General features: G+C 69.4%; 19 protein-coding genes and 1 pseudogene. 11 read left to right on the forward strand and 9 right to left on the reverse strand.

Features of this window, described 5'->3' with window-relative positions:
- Positions 1-13: 13 nt before the first annotated feature.
- A complete protein-coding gene (locus tag ACFPZ3_RS25475) occupies positions 14-766 on the forward strand; it encodes an SDR family NAD(P)-dependent oxidoreductase (RefSeq protein ID WP_379516740.1) in 753 nt (250 codons plus the stop codon).
- Between the two features lie 296 nt (positions 767-1,062).
- Here ACFPZ3_RS25475 and ACFPZ3_RS25480 read toward each other — a convergent pair whose 3' ends face one another.
- Complete coding sequence (locus tag ACFPZ3_RS25480) at positions 1,063-2,019, reverse strand: alpha/beta hydrolase (protein WP_379516741.1); 957 nt, start codon at positions 2,017-2,019, stop codon at positions 1,063-1,065.
- A gap of 616 nt (positions 2,020-2,635) precedes the next feature.
- Positions 2,636-2,881: a hypothetical protein gene (locus tag ACFPZ3_RS25485; protein WP_379516742.1), complete on the reverse strand. Its 246-nt coding sequence runs from the start codon at positions 2,879-2,881 to the stop codon at positions 2,636-2,638.
- Positions 2,882-3,140: 259 nt separating this feature from the next.
- Between ACFPZ3_RS25485 and ACFPZ3_RS25490 the strand changes: the two genes are divergently transcribed.
- Together ACFPZ3_RS25490 and ACFPZ3_RS25495 are read left to right on the forward strand one after the other, a co-directional pair.
- Positions 3,141-3,794, forward strand: a complete 654-nt coding sequence (locus ACFPZ3_RS25490) for an MIP/aquaporin family protein (RefSeq protein WP_379516743.1) — start codon at positions 3,141-3,143, stop codon at positions 3,792-3,794.
- 15 nt (positions 3,795-3,809) lie between these two features.
- Entirely contained in the window at positions 3,810-4,379 is a 570-nt protein-coding gene (locus ACFPZ3_RS25495) for a ferritin-like domain-containing protein (protein ID WP_379516744.1), read from the forward strand.
- A 208-nt stretch (positions 4,380-4,587) separates the two neighbouring features.
- On the opposite strand, the gene ACFPZ3_RS25500 is transcribed toward ACFPZ3_RS25495, so the two are convergent.
- On the reverse strand, positions 4,588-5,163 hold the full coding sequence (locus tag ACFPZ3_RS25500; RefSeq protein WP_379516745.1) for a TetR/AcrR family transcriptional regulator: 576 nt from the start codon (positions 5,161-5,163) through the stop codon (positions 4,588-4,590).
- Between the two features lie 57 nt (positions 5,164-5,220).
- On the opposite strand from ACFPZ3_RS25500, the gene ACFPZ3_RS25505 reads away from it, so the two are divergent.
- Both ACFPZ3_RS25505 and ACFPZ3_RS25510 read left to right on the forward strand, forming a co-directional pair.
- Positions 5,221-6,069 (forward strand): SDR family NAD(P)-dependent oxidoreductase, encoded by an 849-nt coding sequence (locus ACFPZ3_RS25505; RefSeq protein ID WP_379516746.1) that lies wholly within the window; start codon positions 5,221-5,223, stop codon positions 6,067-6,069.
- A gap of 22 nt (positions 6,070-6,091) precedes the next feature.
- Positions 6,092-6,295 carry a nitroreductase/quinone reductase family protein gene (locus tag ACFPZ3_RS25510; protein WP_379516747.1) on the forward strand — a complete coding sequence of 68 codons (204 nt, stop codon included), beginning with the start codon at positions 6,092-6,094 and terminating at the stop codon, positions 6,293-6,295.
- 12 nt (positions 6,296-6,307) lie between these two features.
- Here the strand turns inward: ACFPZ3_RS25510 and ACFPZ3_RS25515 are convergent, their stop codons facing one another.
- On the reverse strand, positions 6,308-6,472 hold the full coding sequence (locus ACFPZ3_RS25515; protein ID WP_379516748.1) for a hypothetical protein: 165 nt from the start codon (positions 6,470-6,472) through the stop codon (positions 6,308-6,310).
- Between the two features lie 65 nt (positions 6,473-6,537).
- Between ACFPZ3_RS25515 and ACFPZ3_RS25520 the strand changes: the two genes are divergently transcribed.
- Together ACFPZ3_RS25520 and ACFPZ3_RS25525 are read left to right on the forward strand one after the other, a co-directional pair.
- The gene (locus tag ACFPZ3_RS25520) at positions 6,538-6,996 is read left to right on the forward strand and encodes an SRPBCC family protein (RefSeq protein WP_379516749.1); all 459 of its coding nucleotides are present in this window, start codon (positions 6,538-6,540) and stop codon (positions 6,994-6,996) included.
- A 77-nt stretch (positions 6,997-7,073) separates the two neighbouring features.
- Complete coding sequence (locus tag ACFPZ3_RS25525) at positions 7,074-7,763, forward strand: peroxiredoxin-like family protein (protein WP_379516750.1); 690 nt, start codon at positions 7,074-7,076, stop codon at positions 7,761-7,763.
- 25 nt (positions 7,764-7,788) lie between these two features.
- Here ACFPZ3_RS25525 and ACFPZ3_RS25530 read toward each other — a convergent pair whose 3' ends face one another.
- Entirely contained in the window at positions 7,789-8,049 is a 261-nt protein-coding gene (locus ACFPZ3_RS25530; RefSeq protein WP_379516751.1) for a hypothetical protein, read from the reverse strand.
- A gap of 122 nt (positions 8,050-8,171) precedes the next feature.
- The gene (locus ACFPZ3_RS25535; RefSeq protein ID WP_379516752.1) at positions 8,172-8,642 is read right to left on the reverse strand and encodes a GbsR/MarR family transcriptional regulator; all 471 of its coding nucleotides are present in this window, start codon (positions 8,640-8,642) and stop codon (positions 8,172-8,174) included.
- 165 nt (positions 8,643-8,807) lie between these two features.
- Here ACFPZ3_RS25535 and ACFPZ3_RS25540 point away from each other — a divergent pair, with 165 nt between their 5' ends.
- From ACFPZ3_RS25540 to ACFPZ3_RS25555, 4 genes and pseudogenes are all read left to right on the forward strand, one after another.
- Positions 8,808-10,421, forward strand: coding sequence for a CocE/NonD family hydrolase (locus ACFPZ3_RS25540; RefSeq protein WP_379516753.1), 1,614 nt, complete (start codon positions 8,808-8,810; stop codon positions 10,419-10,421).
- Positions 10,418-11,416, forward strand: coding sequence for an NAD-dependent epimerase/dehydratase family protein (locus ACFPZ3_RS25545; protein WP_379516754.1), 999 nt, complete (start codon positions 10,418-10,420; stop codon positions 11,414-11,416). The genes ACFPZ3_RS25540 and ACFPZ3_RS25545 overlap by 4 nt, the downstream gene beginning before the upstream one ends.
- A 31-nt stretch (positions 11,417-11,447) precedes the next feature.
- Positions 11,448-11,876, forward strand: a pseudogene (locus ACFPZ3_RS25550) (FAD-dependent oxidoreductase); the annotation flags it as partial.
- Between the two features lie 344 nt (positions 11,877-12,220).
- Positions 12,221-12,604: an FAD-dependent monooxygenase gene (locus tag ACFPZ3_RS25555; protein WP_379516755.1), complete on the forward strand. Its 384-nt coding sequence runs from the start codon at positions 12,221-12,223 to the stop codon at positions 12,602-12,604.
- Positions 12,605-12,646: 42 nt separating this feature from the next.
- Here the strand turns inward: ACFPZ3_RS25555 and ACFPZ3_RS25560 are convergent, their stop codons facing one another.
- From ACFPZ3_RS25560 to ACFPZ3_RS25570, 3 genes are all read right to left on the reverse strand, one after another.
- Complete coding sequence (locus ACFPZ3_RS25560; protein ID WP_379516756.1) at positions 12,647-13,039, reverse strand: hypothetical protein; 393 nt, start codon at positions 13,037-13,039, stop codon at positions 12,647-12,649.
- A gap of 105 nt (positions 13,040-13,144) precedes the next feature.
- Positions 13,145-13,279 carry a hypothetical protein gene (locus ACFPZ3_RS25565; RefSeq protein ID WP_379516757.1) on the reverse strand — a complete coding sequence of 45 codons (135 nt, stop codon included), beginning with the start codon at positions 13,277-13,279 and terminating at the stop codon, positions 13,145-13,147.
- Entirely contained in the window at positions 13,249-14,430 is a 1,182-nt protein-coding gene (locus tag ACFPZ3_RS25570) for an FAD-dependent monooxygenase (protein WP_379516804.1), read from the reverse strand. Before ACFPZ3_RS25570 ends, ACFPZ3_RS25565 begins: the two co-directional genes overlap by 31 nt.
- Between the last annotated feature and the right edge of the window lie 5 nt (positions 14,431-14,435).

A 14,435-nucleotide genomic window follows, 5' to 3' on the forward strand; every position in this document is an offset into this window, starting at 1 on the left:
GAGGATCGCCGGCATGAAGCGATTCACGAACAAAACAGTTCTGATCACCGGCGGCACCAGCGGCATCGGCTTCGCGACCGCGCGCAGACTCCTCGACGAGGGCGCGTACGTCGTCATCACCGGCCGCGACCAGGCCCGCCTCGACACCGCGGCAGAACGCCTGGGCTCCGAGCGGGTCCTGCCCGTCCGCGCGGACGTCAGCGTTGACGCCGACCTCGACCTCCTCGTGCGAGGCATCGAGACCTGGCGCGGCGCCCTCGACGCGGTCTTCGCCAATGCCGGAATTGCGGACTTCAGGCCAGAGTTCACCCCGAAGGACTTCGACCACACCGTCGGAATCAACTTCAAGGGAGTGTTCTTCACGATCCAAAAGGCGCTGCCGCTGATGGGCGACGGAGGCGCCGTCGTCATCAACGCCTCCTGGACCCTGCACCGCGGCCTCCCAGCGGCCTCGATCTACGCCGCCAGCAAGGCTGCCGTGCACAATCTCGCCCGCACGCTCGGCACCGACCTCGCGCCGCGTGGCATCCGCGTCAACTCCGTCAGCCCCGGCTACATCGAGACCGAGATGTACCGGTCCGCCATCGACCCCGACGCGGAGACCCGCATCACGGCGGAGGTGCCGCTCGGCTCGCTCGGCCACCCGGACGATGTCGCCGCCGCCGTCGCCTTCCTGGCCTCGGACGACGCGTCGTACATCACCGGTCAGGACCTCGTCATCGACGGCGGCCTCGTGGCAGCGGCGCCCCTCGGGCTGCGCCTTTGACAGCCAGCCCCATCGTGCGCTGACCGCACCAGGATCTTCCCCGGAGAGGCGCTGCTCACACCGCCGACCTCACTGCCTGCACAGTGCCGAACACTCTTGGTGATGGTGAGGGTTGCGAGGGCCAATATGCGGGATCGTAGCTGCAGCGCGTCATGCCTGGCCAGGCGCCGGCCAGGGGCTGAAGGCTTGGACCGGTTCAGCCGAAAGACGGCGAACCAGCCATGAGTCGATCTTGAAGCTGTGAGTGGTGCTCTCCGCAGGCGCTGAAGGGATCCAGACTGAATCTTGGCGACTGCTCAGTGTCGGCGCCGGTGCCGATCGAGGAAGCGACGCACCGCGGCGGCGAGTTCGGCGTCCTCGGGGCTGGTGCCGCCGAAGCCGCCGTGTGGCATGGCCTCGAAGACCTGCAGTTCGGCCTCGACGCCGGCCGACAGGAGCTTGCGGTGCATGCGGACGGTGTTGGACAGGTACAGGTCCCGGGTGCCGGACTGGAGGAACGTGGGCGGGAAGCCGGACAGGTCGGCGAACAGCGGGGACAGGTAGGGGTGGGAGAGGTCGTGCCCGTCCGCGTAGAGCTCGTTCACCTCCCGCAGGCTGGACAGGACGTTGTCGATGCCGGCGTTGGTGTGGAAGCTGTCGCCGGACTCGGTGAGGTCGACCTCCGGCGTCCGTAGCACCAGCGCCGCCGGCATCGGGAGCCCTTCGTCCTTGGCCCGCACCAGCAGTGCGGCGGCGAGGTTGCCGCCGGCCGAGGCGCCGCCGACGAAGACGTCGGCCGGGTCGCAGACCTTCAGCAGGGCCCGGTAGACGGTCAGGCAGTCGTCGAGCGCGGCGGGGTAAGGATGCAGCGGCGGCATCCGGTAGTCGACGCTCCACGTGGTCATCCCGGTGCTCCGGGCCGCGTCGCCGGCGGCGTGAGCGCACAGGTCGCCGCCGCCATAGAGGAGGGCGCCGCCGTGGATGTCGAGGTAGATCGGCCCCTCGTCGGTGGCGGGATCGCTCTCGGCGCGCAGGACGTACGTGTGGATGTCGGCGATGTGTGTGTCCTGGACAGCGACCGGAGCCGGAAGGGCGTGGTCTGCGAGCCAGGTGCGGATGTAGCCGTTGGTCTGCTCGATCAGGCGCAGCCAGCCGTCGGTGTCGTCCCGCTTGGGAAGAGCGGGCGCCTGCGTCGGCGGCTGCGTCAGGAATTGGCGGGCTGCCTCGCTGAGATGCGCGGGGATCGGCAGCGGGGGGTGAGGGGGCGGGTTCATGGGTCGTCTCCTTCGATCTCGCTCGCGCGGGTTGATCGCCTGGATGAGGGCGTCGTCGGGCTTGTGGAACAGGAACGACTTGACTCCGGGCAGGCGGCCAGAAGGGTAGCGCGAGGCTCGGTCGGGGCGTCGGGTGAGCGGTACTGGTCTGGACGATCGCCTTCACAACTCAATGGTGGCGACCGAGATACCGCCGCACATCAGTACATGGGCCGGAGCCGTACTGGCCGATAGTTCGAGAGCCGAACCGTACTTTCGCCGTGTCCCTTGGTGGGATGTGAGGAACGGGCTGACACCCCGAATGTGATCAACTGCCCAGAGCGCCTGCGTCACAAGATCGGCGACAGAGCCGAGTACCGCTCGCTGGCGATCTTTGTGTAGTGGCGTCTCAGATCGTGAGCAGGTTCAGTGGGCGCAGAGGATGCACTCCAAGCGACCTTTGCCTGGCGCCCGCACGGGCGTTCCGGGCCCGTGGGTCTCTCCTCACCGGAAAACGGAGCCTTCCAAGGGCATCGTGTGCGTACGCGGCAATGGCCGTTGACCTGACAGAAACAGGTTCAACGTGCCCTCACGGGCCGGTCCAGCGGACATCCCTGGTGCCGCCCTGCGGCATCACTCACTCAGGGGTCCGATCGCGCTGTCGCTGCTTGCGCAGCGCGAGCGCTCCGACGACGACGAGCAAAGCGAACGCGACGACGATCCAGCCGGTGCCAAGTCCTGCCAGCCAGCCGGCGATGGTGGCTTGCGCGGCTGTCGCGGTGCTCACGATCGGGTCGTCGGCTCCGGCGAAGACGCGTAGCTCGTACCAGCCGTAATAGACGACTGGTTCGGAATGTCCCTGCACCTCAACATTGACAGCCACAGCCGCCTTGCCCGGACGTTCATGCCGCCGTCCTCGGTGCCAATGGGCCCTGCAGGGGATGGAAGTGATTCAACGGGCGCGTCTTCGGCAGATCCCGGGCCATGATGCAAGGGCCCTCATTCCCAGTTGGCGGGCCGTAAGGAGCCGTAAGCGTCCGTAAGAAGCCCGCAATCTCCTGAGGCCGAGGCTCATGGCACGATCTGGATGCGCTACCGCGGAGCGTGATCGGTCTCGGTCCAGAAGCGGAGAGGACAAATCCATGCGCCGCTACATCACGGAGTTCATCGGAACCTTCTTCCTCGTCCTCACGGTCGGCGCCACGGTCTTGACGAAGACGCCCCTGGCGCCCGTGGCCATCGGAGCGATCCTGATGGTCATGGTGTACGCCGGAGGACATGTCTCCGGTGCCCACTACAACCCCGCCGTGACCTTGGCCGTGCTGCTGCGCGGCGGGATCAGCCTGGCGGATGCCGTCCCGTACTGGGTCGCCCAGCTGGCCGGCGGCGTTCTGGCCGCGCTTACCGCTTCCTACATCGTCAATCCCGGCAGCGTGCCGGCGCTGTCGCCCTCGGGGCGGGAGCTGGGGGTCGCGCTGCTGGCCGAGGCGCTGTTCACGTTCGCCCTTGCGTACGTGGTGCTGAACGCGGCCACCAGCAGGGACCATCCGGGCAACAGCTTCTACGGCCTGGCCATCGGGTTCACCGTGGCCGCCGGCGCGTTCGCGGTCGGCGGTATCTCCGGCGGGGCCTTCAACCCGGCGGTCGCCGTCGGCGCCGCCTGGATGGGGTTGTTCGCCTGGTCCAAGATCTGGATCTGGCTTCTGGCCGACCTGGCGGGCGGTGCCCTGGCCGGGGTGGCCTTCCTCGCGCTCAATCCCAAGGAACGCGCCCCGCTGGAACCCGCCGCAACCTGACCGCCTGGAGCCGACATGATCAGCGCGCGCGAAGTCGTCGAGCGAGCGGGCGTCGATGTGAACATCCTGATCGACCGGCTCACTTCCGCCGCCGCAGTGGAGCTGAGCACCGTCTACCGCTACACGATCCTGACCGCACATCCGCTCGGTTTCGCCGATAAGGAACTGCGCCAGATCCTCAAAGACATCCGCGATGAGGACCGCCGCCATTTCGACGCGCTCGTCAGCCGCATCTACGAACTGGACGGACGACTCCCCGACGACATCCGGCGGTTCCTGGAAGGCAGGCATGCACAGCCGGAGGATAGCGCCGCCGGCGCGCAGGATCCGGTGACGACGCTCATCGAAGACATACGACGAGCCGTCCACCCTTATGACGGCTTGTGCGACCTCACCGAAGGCAGAGATCAACGCACTCATCTCCTGGCCCAGGCGATCCGCAACGAGAAGATCGAACACCAGGCGTGGCTGGGCGAATTCCTCGGCACAGGACCACCCGGCCGCTTCCACCGCGGCTTCCGCGGCCGTTCCCCCTTCCTCATCCACTTGCCCATCACTCACGAGGAGACCGAACCACCAACGTGACCCTCAGCGGCCAGGCGGTCGTCAATAAGGCACTTGGACCGGTGATGCACGGAGATGATCGCGCTGGGAATGCCGGGCGCAGGGTCCTCGACCCCGATAACGTCCAATCCCAGCATCCCTGCTTCCAGGTCCCTTCCAAGGGGGTGTTGGCAAAGCCAATCACCCCCGCCGCAATCACCTCTCAGCGCGGACGGAGGCTTGACTCGGATCAGCGGGTGAGGATGCCACGGACGGTCTGTTCGGTGAGTTGGCGGCGGAAGGCAGGGTCGGTGGCGTCGGTTCCGGCCATCGACCGGCCCAAGACTCCCAGGAGAAGACCGCCGAGCACCGTATTGGCGGCATCGGCAAGGTTGTCGATGGCGAAGGTACCGGTCTTGCTGCCTTCGGCGAGCAGATCGCGGAGCGGGTCGGCGATCCAGGTGTCGTTGGCTGCGAGGACCTCGCTCATCCGGCCGCTGGCGCCCAGGGCGCCGAGCAGGCCGGCGCAGGTTCCGGGGTGCTGGCCGAGATACTCCGCCAGCGCAGACACCATGGCGCGTAGCCGCGACTCGGGCGGGTCGCCGGGCTTCGTCACGGCCTGCACCGCCTGGGCTCCCCGCTTGGCGTGCGTGGTGAGCAGGAAGGCCAGCAGGTCTTCGCGACCGGAGAAGTAGTAGTACAACGTTGCCCGCGAGGCCCCCACCAGCTGTGCGACGTCCTCCAGCCGGGGCGGCGGGTCGGTGTGCAGCACGTGTTCGCTGACATCGAGCAGGCGTTGGGCCAAATCCGCGGGCGGGTTCTTCACGTCGAGAAAGCCTACCGTTCTTGTGTTTATACCAATGTCTAGATTACAGTCTAAATCATGGTTGAAATCTTATCCTATGGGCCGTGGGCAGTGATCACCGGAGCCTCCTCGGGCATCGGCAAAGCCTTCGCCGAACACCTCGCCGCAGCCGGTCTGGATCTGGTCCTGGCCGCTCGTTCCACCGACAAGCTCCACGCACTGGGCGAGACGCTGTCCCGCCGCCACGGCATCGCGCACCGGGTGGTCACCGTGGACCTCAGCCAACCAGCCGGAGCCTCGGCCATCGTGAAGGCGAGCGAAGACCTCGACGTCGGGCTGCTCGTCTCCAACGCCGGAGCCGGCCGCCCCGGGCGGCTGCTCGATCAATCACTGCCCGACCTGCACGAGCGTCTCACCCTCAACGCCGTCACCCACCTGGACCTGGTCCACGCCCTCGCACCCCGGCTGGTGGCCCGCGGCCACGCCCATCGCCATGCCCAACGCCGCGGCGGCATCGTGCTGGTCTCCGCGCACGGCGCCCTGCAGGGACTGCCGAACATGGCACACGAGAGCGCCGCCAAGGCCTACGTGCTCAACCTGGGCGAAGCCCTGCACCACGAACTCGCGCCCGCCGGTGTGACCGTCACGGTGATGCTGCCCGGCAACGTCGACACCCCGATCATCGACGCCTTCGGCCTGGACCGCTCGGCCCTGCCCATCCGCCCGCAACCGGCCGACCGGGCCGTCGCCGAGTTCATGAAGGCCTTCCTCAAAGGGCGGACCACGCACATCCCGGGCAGGCTGATGCGGGTGATGACCCGGCTCATGCCGCGCGCCCAAGCCGTACGAATGAACGGCCGCATGCTCGGCCGGGCCGCCCGCAACCTCGCCGACCGCGGCCCCGCCAGGACTCAGGCCCAACCGTGACCACCTCCAGCCTCTCGCCCGGATGATCCACCTCAGCTGCATCCCGAACCTGCTCCTCACCTGGGGCATCCCCATAGGACCGCTGGTACTGCTGCGCACCCGCGGCAGACAGAGCGGACCACCCCGCACCGTCCCGATCGCCATGCTGCGCCATCACAGCCACCACTGGCTCGTCTCCCCCTCCAGGGACACCCACTGGGTCCACAACCTCCGCGCCGACGCCTGAGCCGAACTCGGCCTAGGACGCCGATTCCGCCCAGTACGGCTCGTCAAAGTAGATGACGACCACAAACCCGAGGTCCTGCGCGCCTACCGCCGGAGTTTCGGCCTGGTGCCCTTCGTCCGAGACGCCTTCGATGCCGGTGACGGCGACCTGGCTCAGCTCCTCGCCAGCGAGGCGCACCGCCGCCCGGCTTTCCTCATCCAGCCTGCCGGCTGAGCCACGACAACATCCGAAGGAGCACCACCGTGACCACGACTGCCGCACCCGCCACGCAGACCTACCACCTCTTCATCCGGGCCACCCCGCAGCAGATCTGGGACGCCGTCACCAAACCCGAATACAGCGCCGGATACCTGTTCGGCGCCCTGGTCGAGACCACCGGCGACATCGGCTCACCGTTTCGCTACCACGCACCGGATCGATCCACCCTCTGGGGCGACGAGACCGTCCTGGACGCCGACCCGCCCCACCGGCTCGTCGTCGGCTACCGCGGCCTGTACAACCCCGACCTGGCAGCGGAACCGGCCAGTCGAGTGTCCTGGCAGATCGAGCCCGCCGACAACGGCGTATGCCTGCTCACCGTCGTGCACGACCGGCTCGAAGCCGCCCCCAAGACCGCCGCGCAAGTGGCCGGCCCCGGCTGGATGCGCGTACTGAGCGGCCTGAAGACCCTGCTCGAGACCGGCGAGCCCCTCAACGCCTAACAGATCTCAACACCCCGCCCTGGCAGCGTGCCGACGCCCGCGCCCGGCAGCCATGCACGATTACCGAAGGAAACCATGTGAACACGACAGATCAGACGTATGCCGAGCGACGTGCCACCTTCATCGCCGAGCACGCAAACAAGATCCCGCCGGATGTACGCGCCGCCCTGACCGCCGAACAGGCCGACCTGGACGCGGCCGGTGTGCCCAGCGCAGTCCTCCGCCCGGGCTCTGCCATGCCCGACGGTGACCTACTGGACGTCCACGGCAGAGCGACCACGCTGGAGCAGACGCGCGCCGGCCGGGCCGCCGTCGTCATCTTCTACCGCGGCGACTGGTGCCCCTACTGCAACCTGGCACTCCGCACCTACCAGCAGCAACTCGTGCCACACCTGACCGCCCTGAACATCCCCCTGATCGCGATCAGCCCGCAAGAACCCGACCGATCACTGTCAATGCGCCAGGTCAACGACCTGACCTTCACCGTGCTGTCCGACCGCGGCAACCAGATCGCACGGCAACTGGGGGTCATCACCGCACCCAGCCATGACGCCCGCGCCACACAGCTGACCATGGGCATCGACGTGGCTGCCGCAAACGCCGACGGCACCGCAACCATGCCCATACCCACGGTCGTCCTCACCGACGCCGACGGCGTCATCGCCTGGATCGACGTCCATCCCGACTACAGCAGCCGCACCGAACCCGCCGACATCCTCACCGCCATCACCACGGTCCTCGATCGACCTGTACCGGCCGCGGGCTGATCTTCGACGTTCGTTCTCGACAGACTCAGATGGTCCGAACCAGGTACATGGCGGTTTGGACAGGTAGACTCTCCCGTTCTGTCGCCAAGCGGATGGCAGAGGTGACGGCCGAGAGCCGATCGTGCCCGAGGCCGTCGGTGATCCAGGCACTGAAGCGCTCCAAATGCCGGGAGATCTTGGCGGTGGCTTCCGCCGAGCGGACCCCGCGCACGGCCGGACCGAGCCGCTCGGGAAGCCCGACCACCTTTCGTGAAGTGATTTCGGCGCGATCCTGTCCGGCGGACACGGACGCTGGGCTGGAGGCGGGAGACGGCGTGCCGCCAGATTACTTCACGGAAGAGCCATTTCCTGAAGTGAAACGGCGGGCCTTCGCGGAGCGAGCCCCAGCTTCGGTCTTCGCAGGAAAGGTCATCTGGATTGGGTGGCCTGATGCTGCTGCCAGCGGTGCAGCAAGGTGGGGATCTCCTTGAGCATGAACTGGTAGAAGTCGCGCATCTGCGTCAGCCGTCGATGCGCGGGATCGCTGGCCGTGGTGGTGGCGATGCCGGTCTCGGCGGCGGCGAGCATGAGCTGGGTGACGGTGTTCTGGCTGGTGAACAGGGTGGCCCAGGCGTCGTCGCGGAGCCGGTAGTGCTCGCGGCGGCTGCCGGGTGCGGGCAGGCGTTCGATCAGGCCGACCGACAGCAGGGACTTGACCGAGCCGGAGACCGAGCCGGCGCTGACGCCGAGCCGGTCGGCGATCTCGCCCATGGTGACGGTCTCGGCGTCGGTGAACAGGAACACCGCCAGCGTCCGGGCGGCCATGCGCTGCAAGCCGCCTTCGGTCAGGGTCAGGGCCAGCCGTTCGGCCGCCTGCCACTGCTCGTCTCTGTCGTTCACCCGCCACCTCCTAGGCGATCAGGATAGCGAACCTCAGAAGTGTTCAGAAACTTCTGAAGATTCGCTATATTGCTGACATCGGCTCCGTTCCGGAGATTCGATGGTGTGCCGGGAAGCCTGGTCGGCGACGTGAGTTCTCACGTGCCGACGAGGAGATGACCCCTGATGACCTTGCTCAGCCGCCTGTTCGGCGTGCGTCCCGCCATCCGGCACCCGGTGCGGGTGCAGCGCGACATCGTGATCCCGGCCGCCGACGGGGCGCCTCTGCTGGCCATCCGCCACTACCCGGCCGATGTGGACCGGCCGCCGCTGGTGCTGCTGCGCAGCCCCTACGGCCGGGGCAACGCGCTCGATCAGTTGCCGAGGCTGCTGGCCGAGCGCGGCTACCAGGTGCTGTATCAGAGCCTGCGCGGCACGGCCGGCTCCGGTGGCCGCTTCGACGGCTTCACCATCGACCCCGCCGACGCCGACGGCACCCTGACCTGGCTGCGCGCCCAGCCGTGGTTCGGCGGCGTGCTGGCCACCTGGGGAGCCAGCTACCTCGGCCTCGTGCAGTGGGAGCTGGCCGCGCGGCACGTCCCGGAGTGGAAGATCGCGCTGATCCAGGACGCGCCGTCGGCCTTCGCCGAGCACTTCATGTACCCGGGCGGCGCGTTCGCGCTGGGCAACGCGCTGGGCTGGGTCCAGCTCGTGGACACCATGTTCAGCGGGAACTTCTCCGTGCCCCGGCAGTTGCTGGCCACCTTCACCGCCGGCCGCAGGCTGCGCCGCGCCACCCTCACCCTTCCGCTGGAGCAGGCCGATCGGGCACTCACCGGGCACCGGGTGAGCTGGTTTCAGGAGTGGATCAGCAACGGCCGTGGCCAGGCGTACTGGGCGCGCATGGACCACCGCGCCAACACCGAGCGGATGCCGCCCCGGGTGCACCTGCAGGGCGGCTGGTACGACTTCTTCCTGCCCGGCATGCTGGCCGACCACGCGCGCCTGCTGGCCGCCGGGCGCGAGGTGCGGCTGTTGGTCGGGCCGTGGGGACACGGCCGCGGCCTGTACACCCGGGAGGGCCTGCAGGACGCGCTGGCCGCCCTGGACGCGGCCATGAACGGCCATGCGGCACCTACCGGGGTGCGGGTGTACGTCACCGGCGCCAACCGTTGGCGGGACCTGCCCGGCTGGCCGCCCGCCCACCAGCCCACCAGCTGGTATCTGCACCCGGGCGGCCGGCTGAGCCGCGACGACCCCGCGCCTGGGGCGAGCCCCAGCCGCTACCGCTACGACCCCGGCGACCCGACCCCCACGGTGGGCGGGACGGCGGTGAGCAGGTCCGCGGGCCCGAAGGACAACCGCGCCATTGAGGCACGAGCGGACGTGCTCACCTTCACCACCGCGCCCCTGGCCGAGGACGTCGAGGTTATCGGCCCGGTACGGGTCCGCCTGCACGCCCGATCATCCCTCCCGGACGTCGACTACTTCGCCCGTCTGTGTGAGGTGAGCCCGCGTGGCCGCTCGCTCAACGTGTGCGATGGCATCGTCAGGCTGAACGGGCCCGGCGGCATACGGGCCGTCGACATCGAGCTGTGGCCGCTGGCCCATCGCTTCGTCCGCGGCCACCGGCTCCGGCTGCAGATCTCCAGCGGCGCCCACCCCCGTTACGGCCGCAACCCGGGCACCGGCCAACCGTCGGCCACCGGGCGCGAGCTGCGCGCATCCGAGCACGAGATCTTCCACGACCTCTCCCACCCGTCAGCCCTCTGGCTCCCCTTGACTCCTGGAGCGTCATGAAACTGCTCGTTCTCGGCGGCACTCACCACGTGGGCCGCGCCATCGTCGAGGCCGCGCTGGCGCGCGGGGATGAGGTGAGCACGCTCAATCGTGGCCTCAGCCGCTCACCCGCCCCCGGCGTCCGGGCGCTCGTCGCCGACCGCACCGACACCCCGGCGCTCACCGCAGCGCTCGCCGGTCAGGAATGGGACGCCGTCATCGACACCTGGGCCTGGGCCCCACGCGTCGTACGCGACAGCGCCCGCCTGCTGGCCGGCCGGACCGGCCACTATGGCTACGTCTCCAGCCGCGGCGTGCACCGCTGGCCGTGGCCGGCGGGCGCGGACGAGAGCGCGCCGCTCGTCGATGGCGACTCCGACAGCGATGACAGCGCCGATTATGCCGCCGCCAAGCGCGGTGGTGAGCTGGCCGTCGTCGCGTCTTTCGGCGAGCGGGCGCTGCTGGCCAGGGCAGGGATGATCCTGGGACCGTATGAGGACGTCGGCCGCGTCCCGTGGTGGCTGCGCCGCCTGGAGAAAGGCGGCCGGGTGCTGGCTCCTGGCCCGGCCGATGCGGTGGTGCAGTACATCGACGTCCGGGATATGGCGGCCTGGATGCTGCGGTGCGCCGAACGCCGGCTCGGCGGCGCCTACACGGTGACCGGCCGCCCCGGCGCGGCCACGATCGGGCAACTCTTGACGACGACGCTGGAGGTGACCGGCTTCGACGCCGAGTTGGTGTGGGCGAGCGAGGACCTGCTGCGCCGCGAAGGCGTGTGGCTGGGCATGGAGTTCGGGCTGCGCTTCCCGCACGACCCGGCACCGACCGGCATGAACGACGCCGACGTGCATGCCGCCTTCGCCGCCGGGCTGACCACCCGGCCGCTGCGCGACACACTCGCCGACACCTGGGCCTGGCTGCAGGCCGAAGGCGACCCCGCCCCGCGCCCGGACGCCCCCTCACCCGGCACCTGGCTCGACCCCGCCGCCGAACAGCGCGTCCTCGACCAGCTCTAACCCTCAACCAGCTTCAGCAAGGAACCTTCATATGCGCGCCATCATCATCGGAGCCGGCATCGCCGGCCTGGCCGCCGCCCTGCGGCTGTCCCAGATCGGCTGGGACAGCCTCATCATCGAACGCGCCCCCAAGCGCCGCAGCGGCGGCTACGGCGTCAGCTTCGGCGGCATCGGCTACGACGCCGCCGAACGCATGGGCATCCTGCCCGACCTCCAGCAGCGGGCCTTCACCACCGAAGAACTCGTTTATCACAAGCCAGGCGGCCAGCGGCGCTTCACCCTCACCGGCGAGGTCATCGCCGCGACCATGGGCCCCCGCTCGATGAACATCCTGCGCGGCGACATCGAGACCGTCCTGTACGAGCACGTGCGCGACAGCGCCGAGATCCGCTTCGCCACCACCGTCACCGCCGTCGACCAGGACACCCGCGCCGTGCACGCCACCCTCAGCGACGGCACCGTGGAGCACGCCGACCTGCTGATCGGCGCCGACGGCCTGCACTCGGCCACCCGCGCCCTGGTCTTCGGCCCCGAGGAGGACTACCTGCTCGACCTGGAACACAGGGTCGCCGTCTACATGCTCGACAAGAGCCCCGCCTCCATCGCGCCCGGCACCACCGGCACCCTGTCCTCCCGTGGCCGCACGGTCGCGGTCATCAGCGCCGGCGACGGCCGCAACGTCGCCTTCTTCGGCTACCGCACCGCACGCGGCGCCCGCCACGACGACCAGGGCGACGACCCCGCCACGGTGCTGCCCCAGGTGTACGGTGACCTCGGTGGGTCATTCCCGAGGTTCTGGCGGGCATGGCGAGGACCGACTCGGTCTATTTCGACACCATCAGCCAGGTCGTGGCCCCCACCTGGAGCCACGGCCGTGTGGTGCTGCTCGGCGACGCCGCCTGGTGCGTCACCCTGTTCGCCGGCTACGGCTCCGCGCTCGCCGTCGGTGGCGCTGACCGGCTCGGCACCGAACTGGAACGCCACGACGGCGACATCGGCGCCGCCCTGGCCGCCTGGGAGAGGGCGCTACGGCCGGAGGTGGAGGCGAAGCAGAGACTCGGCCGCCGGGTCAAAGGCGTCTACGCCCCCGCCAACCCGCTGCTGCTGTGGCTGACCCAGCTGCCGCTGCGCCTGGCCGCACTGCCGCCGGTGCGCCGGTACATGACCCGCCGCTTCATCAAGGGCTGAGCCGTCTGAACCCGCTGCTCTGCGGGATGGGGAACGGCTCGATCAGCACGCGAGTCGGACCTGATCCGACTCCGCCATGGTCACGCCGTTGATCCGGATCTGTGTGTAGTAGTAGTTGTCCCCGGGACAGGTGCCTCGAGCTCTCAGGGTGCCGACTGCGAAGGTCCGCTCGTGGGAGGCGACGACGTCGTCCCACCATCCGGATTCTTTGTAGACGACGGCCACGACACTCACATTGCCGCACGTGGCGCCCTGCCGCCTGACTTCGCCGTTCACCGTGCCGGTGGGCCCAGGGCCGACTGTCCAGTAGGGCTTCCACGCCGCGTTGTCGCAGGCGGCTGCTACGGCCGCAGTTGCCGACGTCGTCGCTGAGGTGGTGAAGCCGACCGCGACCGCAGCCGCGAGCAGGAGCGAGGTGGTGGTTCGCAAGCGCATGTCTCCTCCAGAACGGGTGAGCCGCTGATGCTGCCGTTCCTTCAGGCTTCATCGCTGGGGACAGCCAAGCCAGGGCACGAACCGGGCGTTCACCGGACATTCGAATCACCAGCCCCGGCCCGAGCTTCGGGGCGCGTCGATGGCCGGCATCTCGATGCCATGCCGGGTGAGCTCCCGCGCGAGCGAGGTGCCGAACCGGCCCAGCCCGATCACGGCGATGGCAGGTGCGGCGGCTGCCATCGCCAGGTGGCGTTGCCGTCAGCGGCGATGCCTTTGCGCCACAGCGGGGCGGGCATCAGCCGGATCATGGTCACCAGCGCCCGGTGGGCGGCGGTGGAGGTGGTGCGGTGGCCGTCGGCGCGGGCGCCGCGGGCGGTGGCCTGGGTGCGTGGGCGGCGCTCGGCGTCGTAGCGGCGCAGCGCGGCCTCGACCATGACCGCACCGGCGGGCTCGGCGGTGGACTCATCGGCGAGGGCGGCGGCGAGCACGACGGCGTCTTCGAGAGATTGCCCAGCGCCCTGACCGCGATCGGGACTCATCGCGTGTGCGGCGTCGCCGAGCAACACAGCCCGGCCGTGGACGTAGGCAGGCAGCGGGTCCAGGTCGCAGATGTCGATGTGGATCACCGCCTGCTCCGGGGTGGCCGCGATCAGGGCCGGGATCGGCTCGTGCCAGGAGGTGAGGCGGCGGGCTGCCTCGCTCTTCTCCTTCGGGTAGCGGACGTCGGCCTGGTCGGCGGTGGTGACGTAGGCCCAGTAGGCACGGCCGCGGCTGATCGGATGAATCAGGAAGTAGCCGCCGGAGCCCATGGTGACGCTGCCGGACAGCCCGTTGGCGTCCGCAGAGGCGCCGGTGCCGACGTCGGCGATGCCCAGCCAGGCGGTGCGGCCCAGGAACCGCGGCGGCGGCGCGTCCGGCCACAGCAGCCGGCGCACCGTGCTGCGGATGCCGTCGGCGCCGATCAGCAGGTCGGCGCCGACCTCGCCGCCGCTCCACGTGACCGTCACCGCGCCGGCGTCGTACTGGATGCCGGTGACCTCCGCCCCGGTGCGCACCCATCCGGCGGGCACCGCCTCCAGCAGCACCCGGTGCAGATCCGCGCGGTGAAAGGCGAGCAGGGGCGTAGGGTCACCGGGGCGGGCGCGCTGCAGGTAGCGGCCGTCCGGCAGCCGCAGATTGCCGGCGGAGTAGGTGGGCACCCCGGCCGCGCGCGCCTGCTCACCCACGCCGAGCTCGGCCAGCGCGCGCATGGCGTTCGGGGCCTGGGACATGCCGGCGCCGATCTCGCCGAGTTCGGCCGCCCGCTCCAGTACGACGGCCTGCCAGCCGATCCGGTGCAGAGCTAAAGCAGCGGCCAGTCCGCCGATGCCGCCGCCGACCACGATTGCCATTCCGG

This window comes from Nonomuraea insulae, from assembly GCF_042656245.1.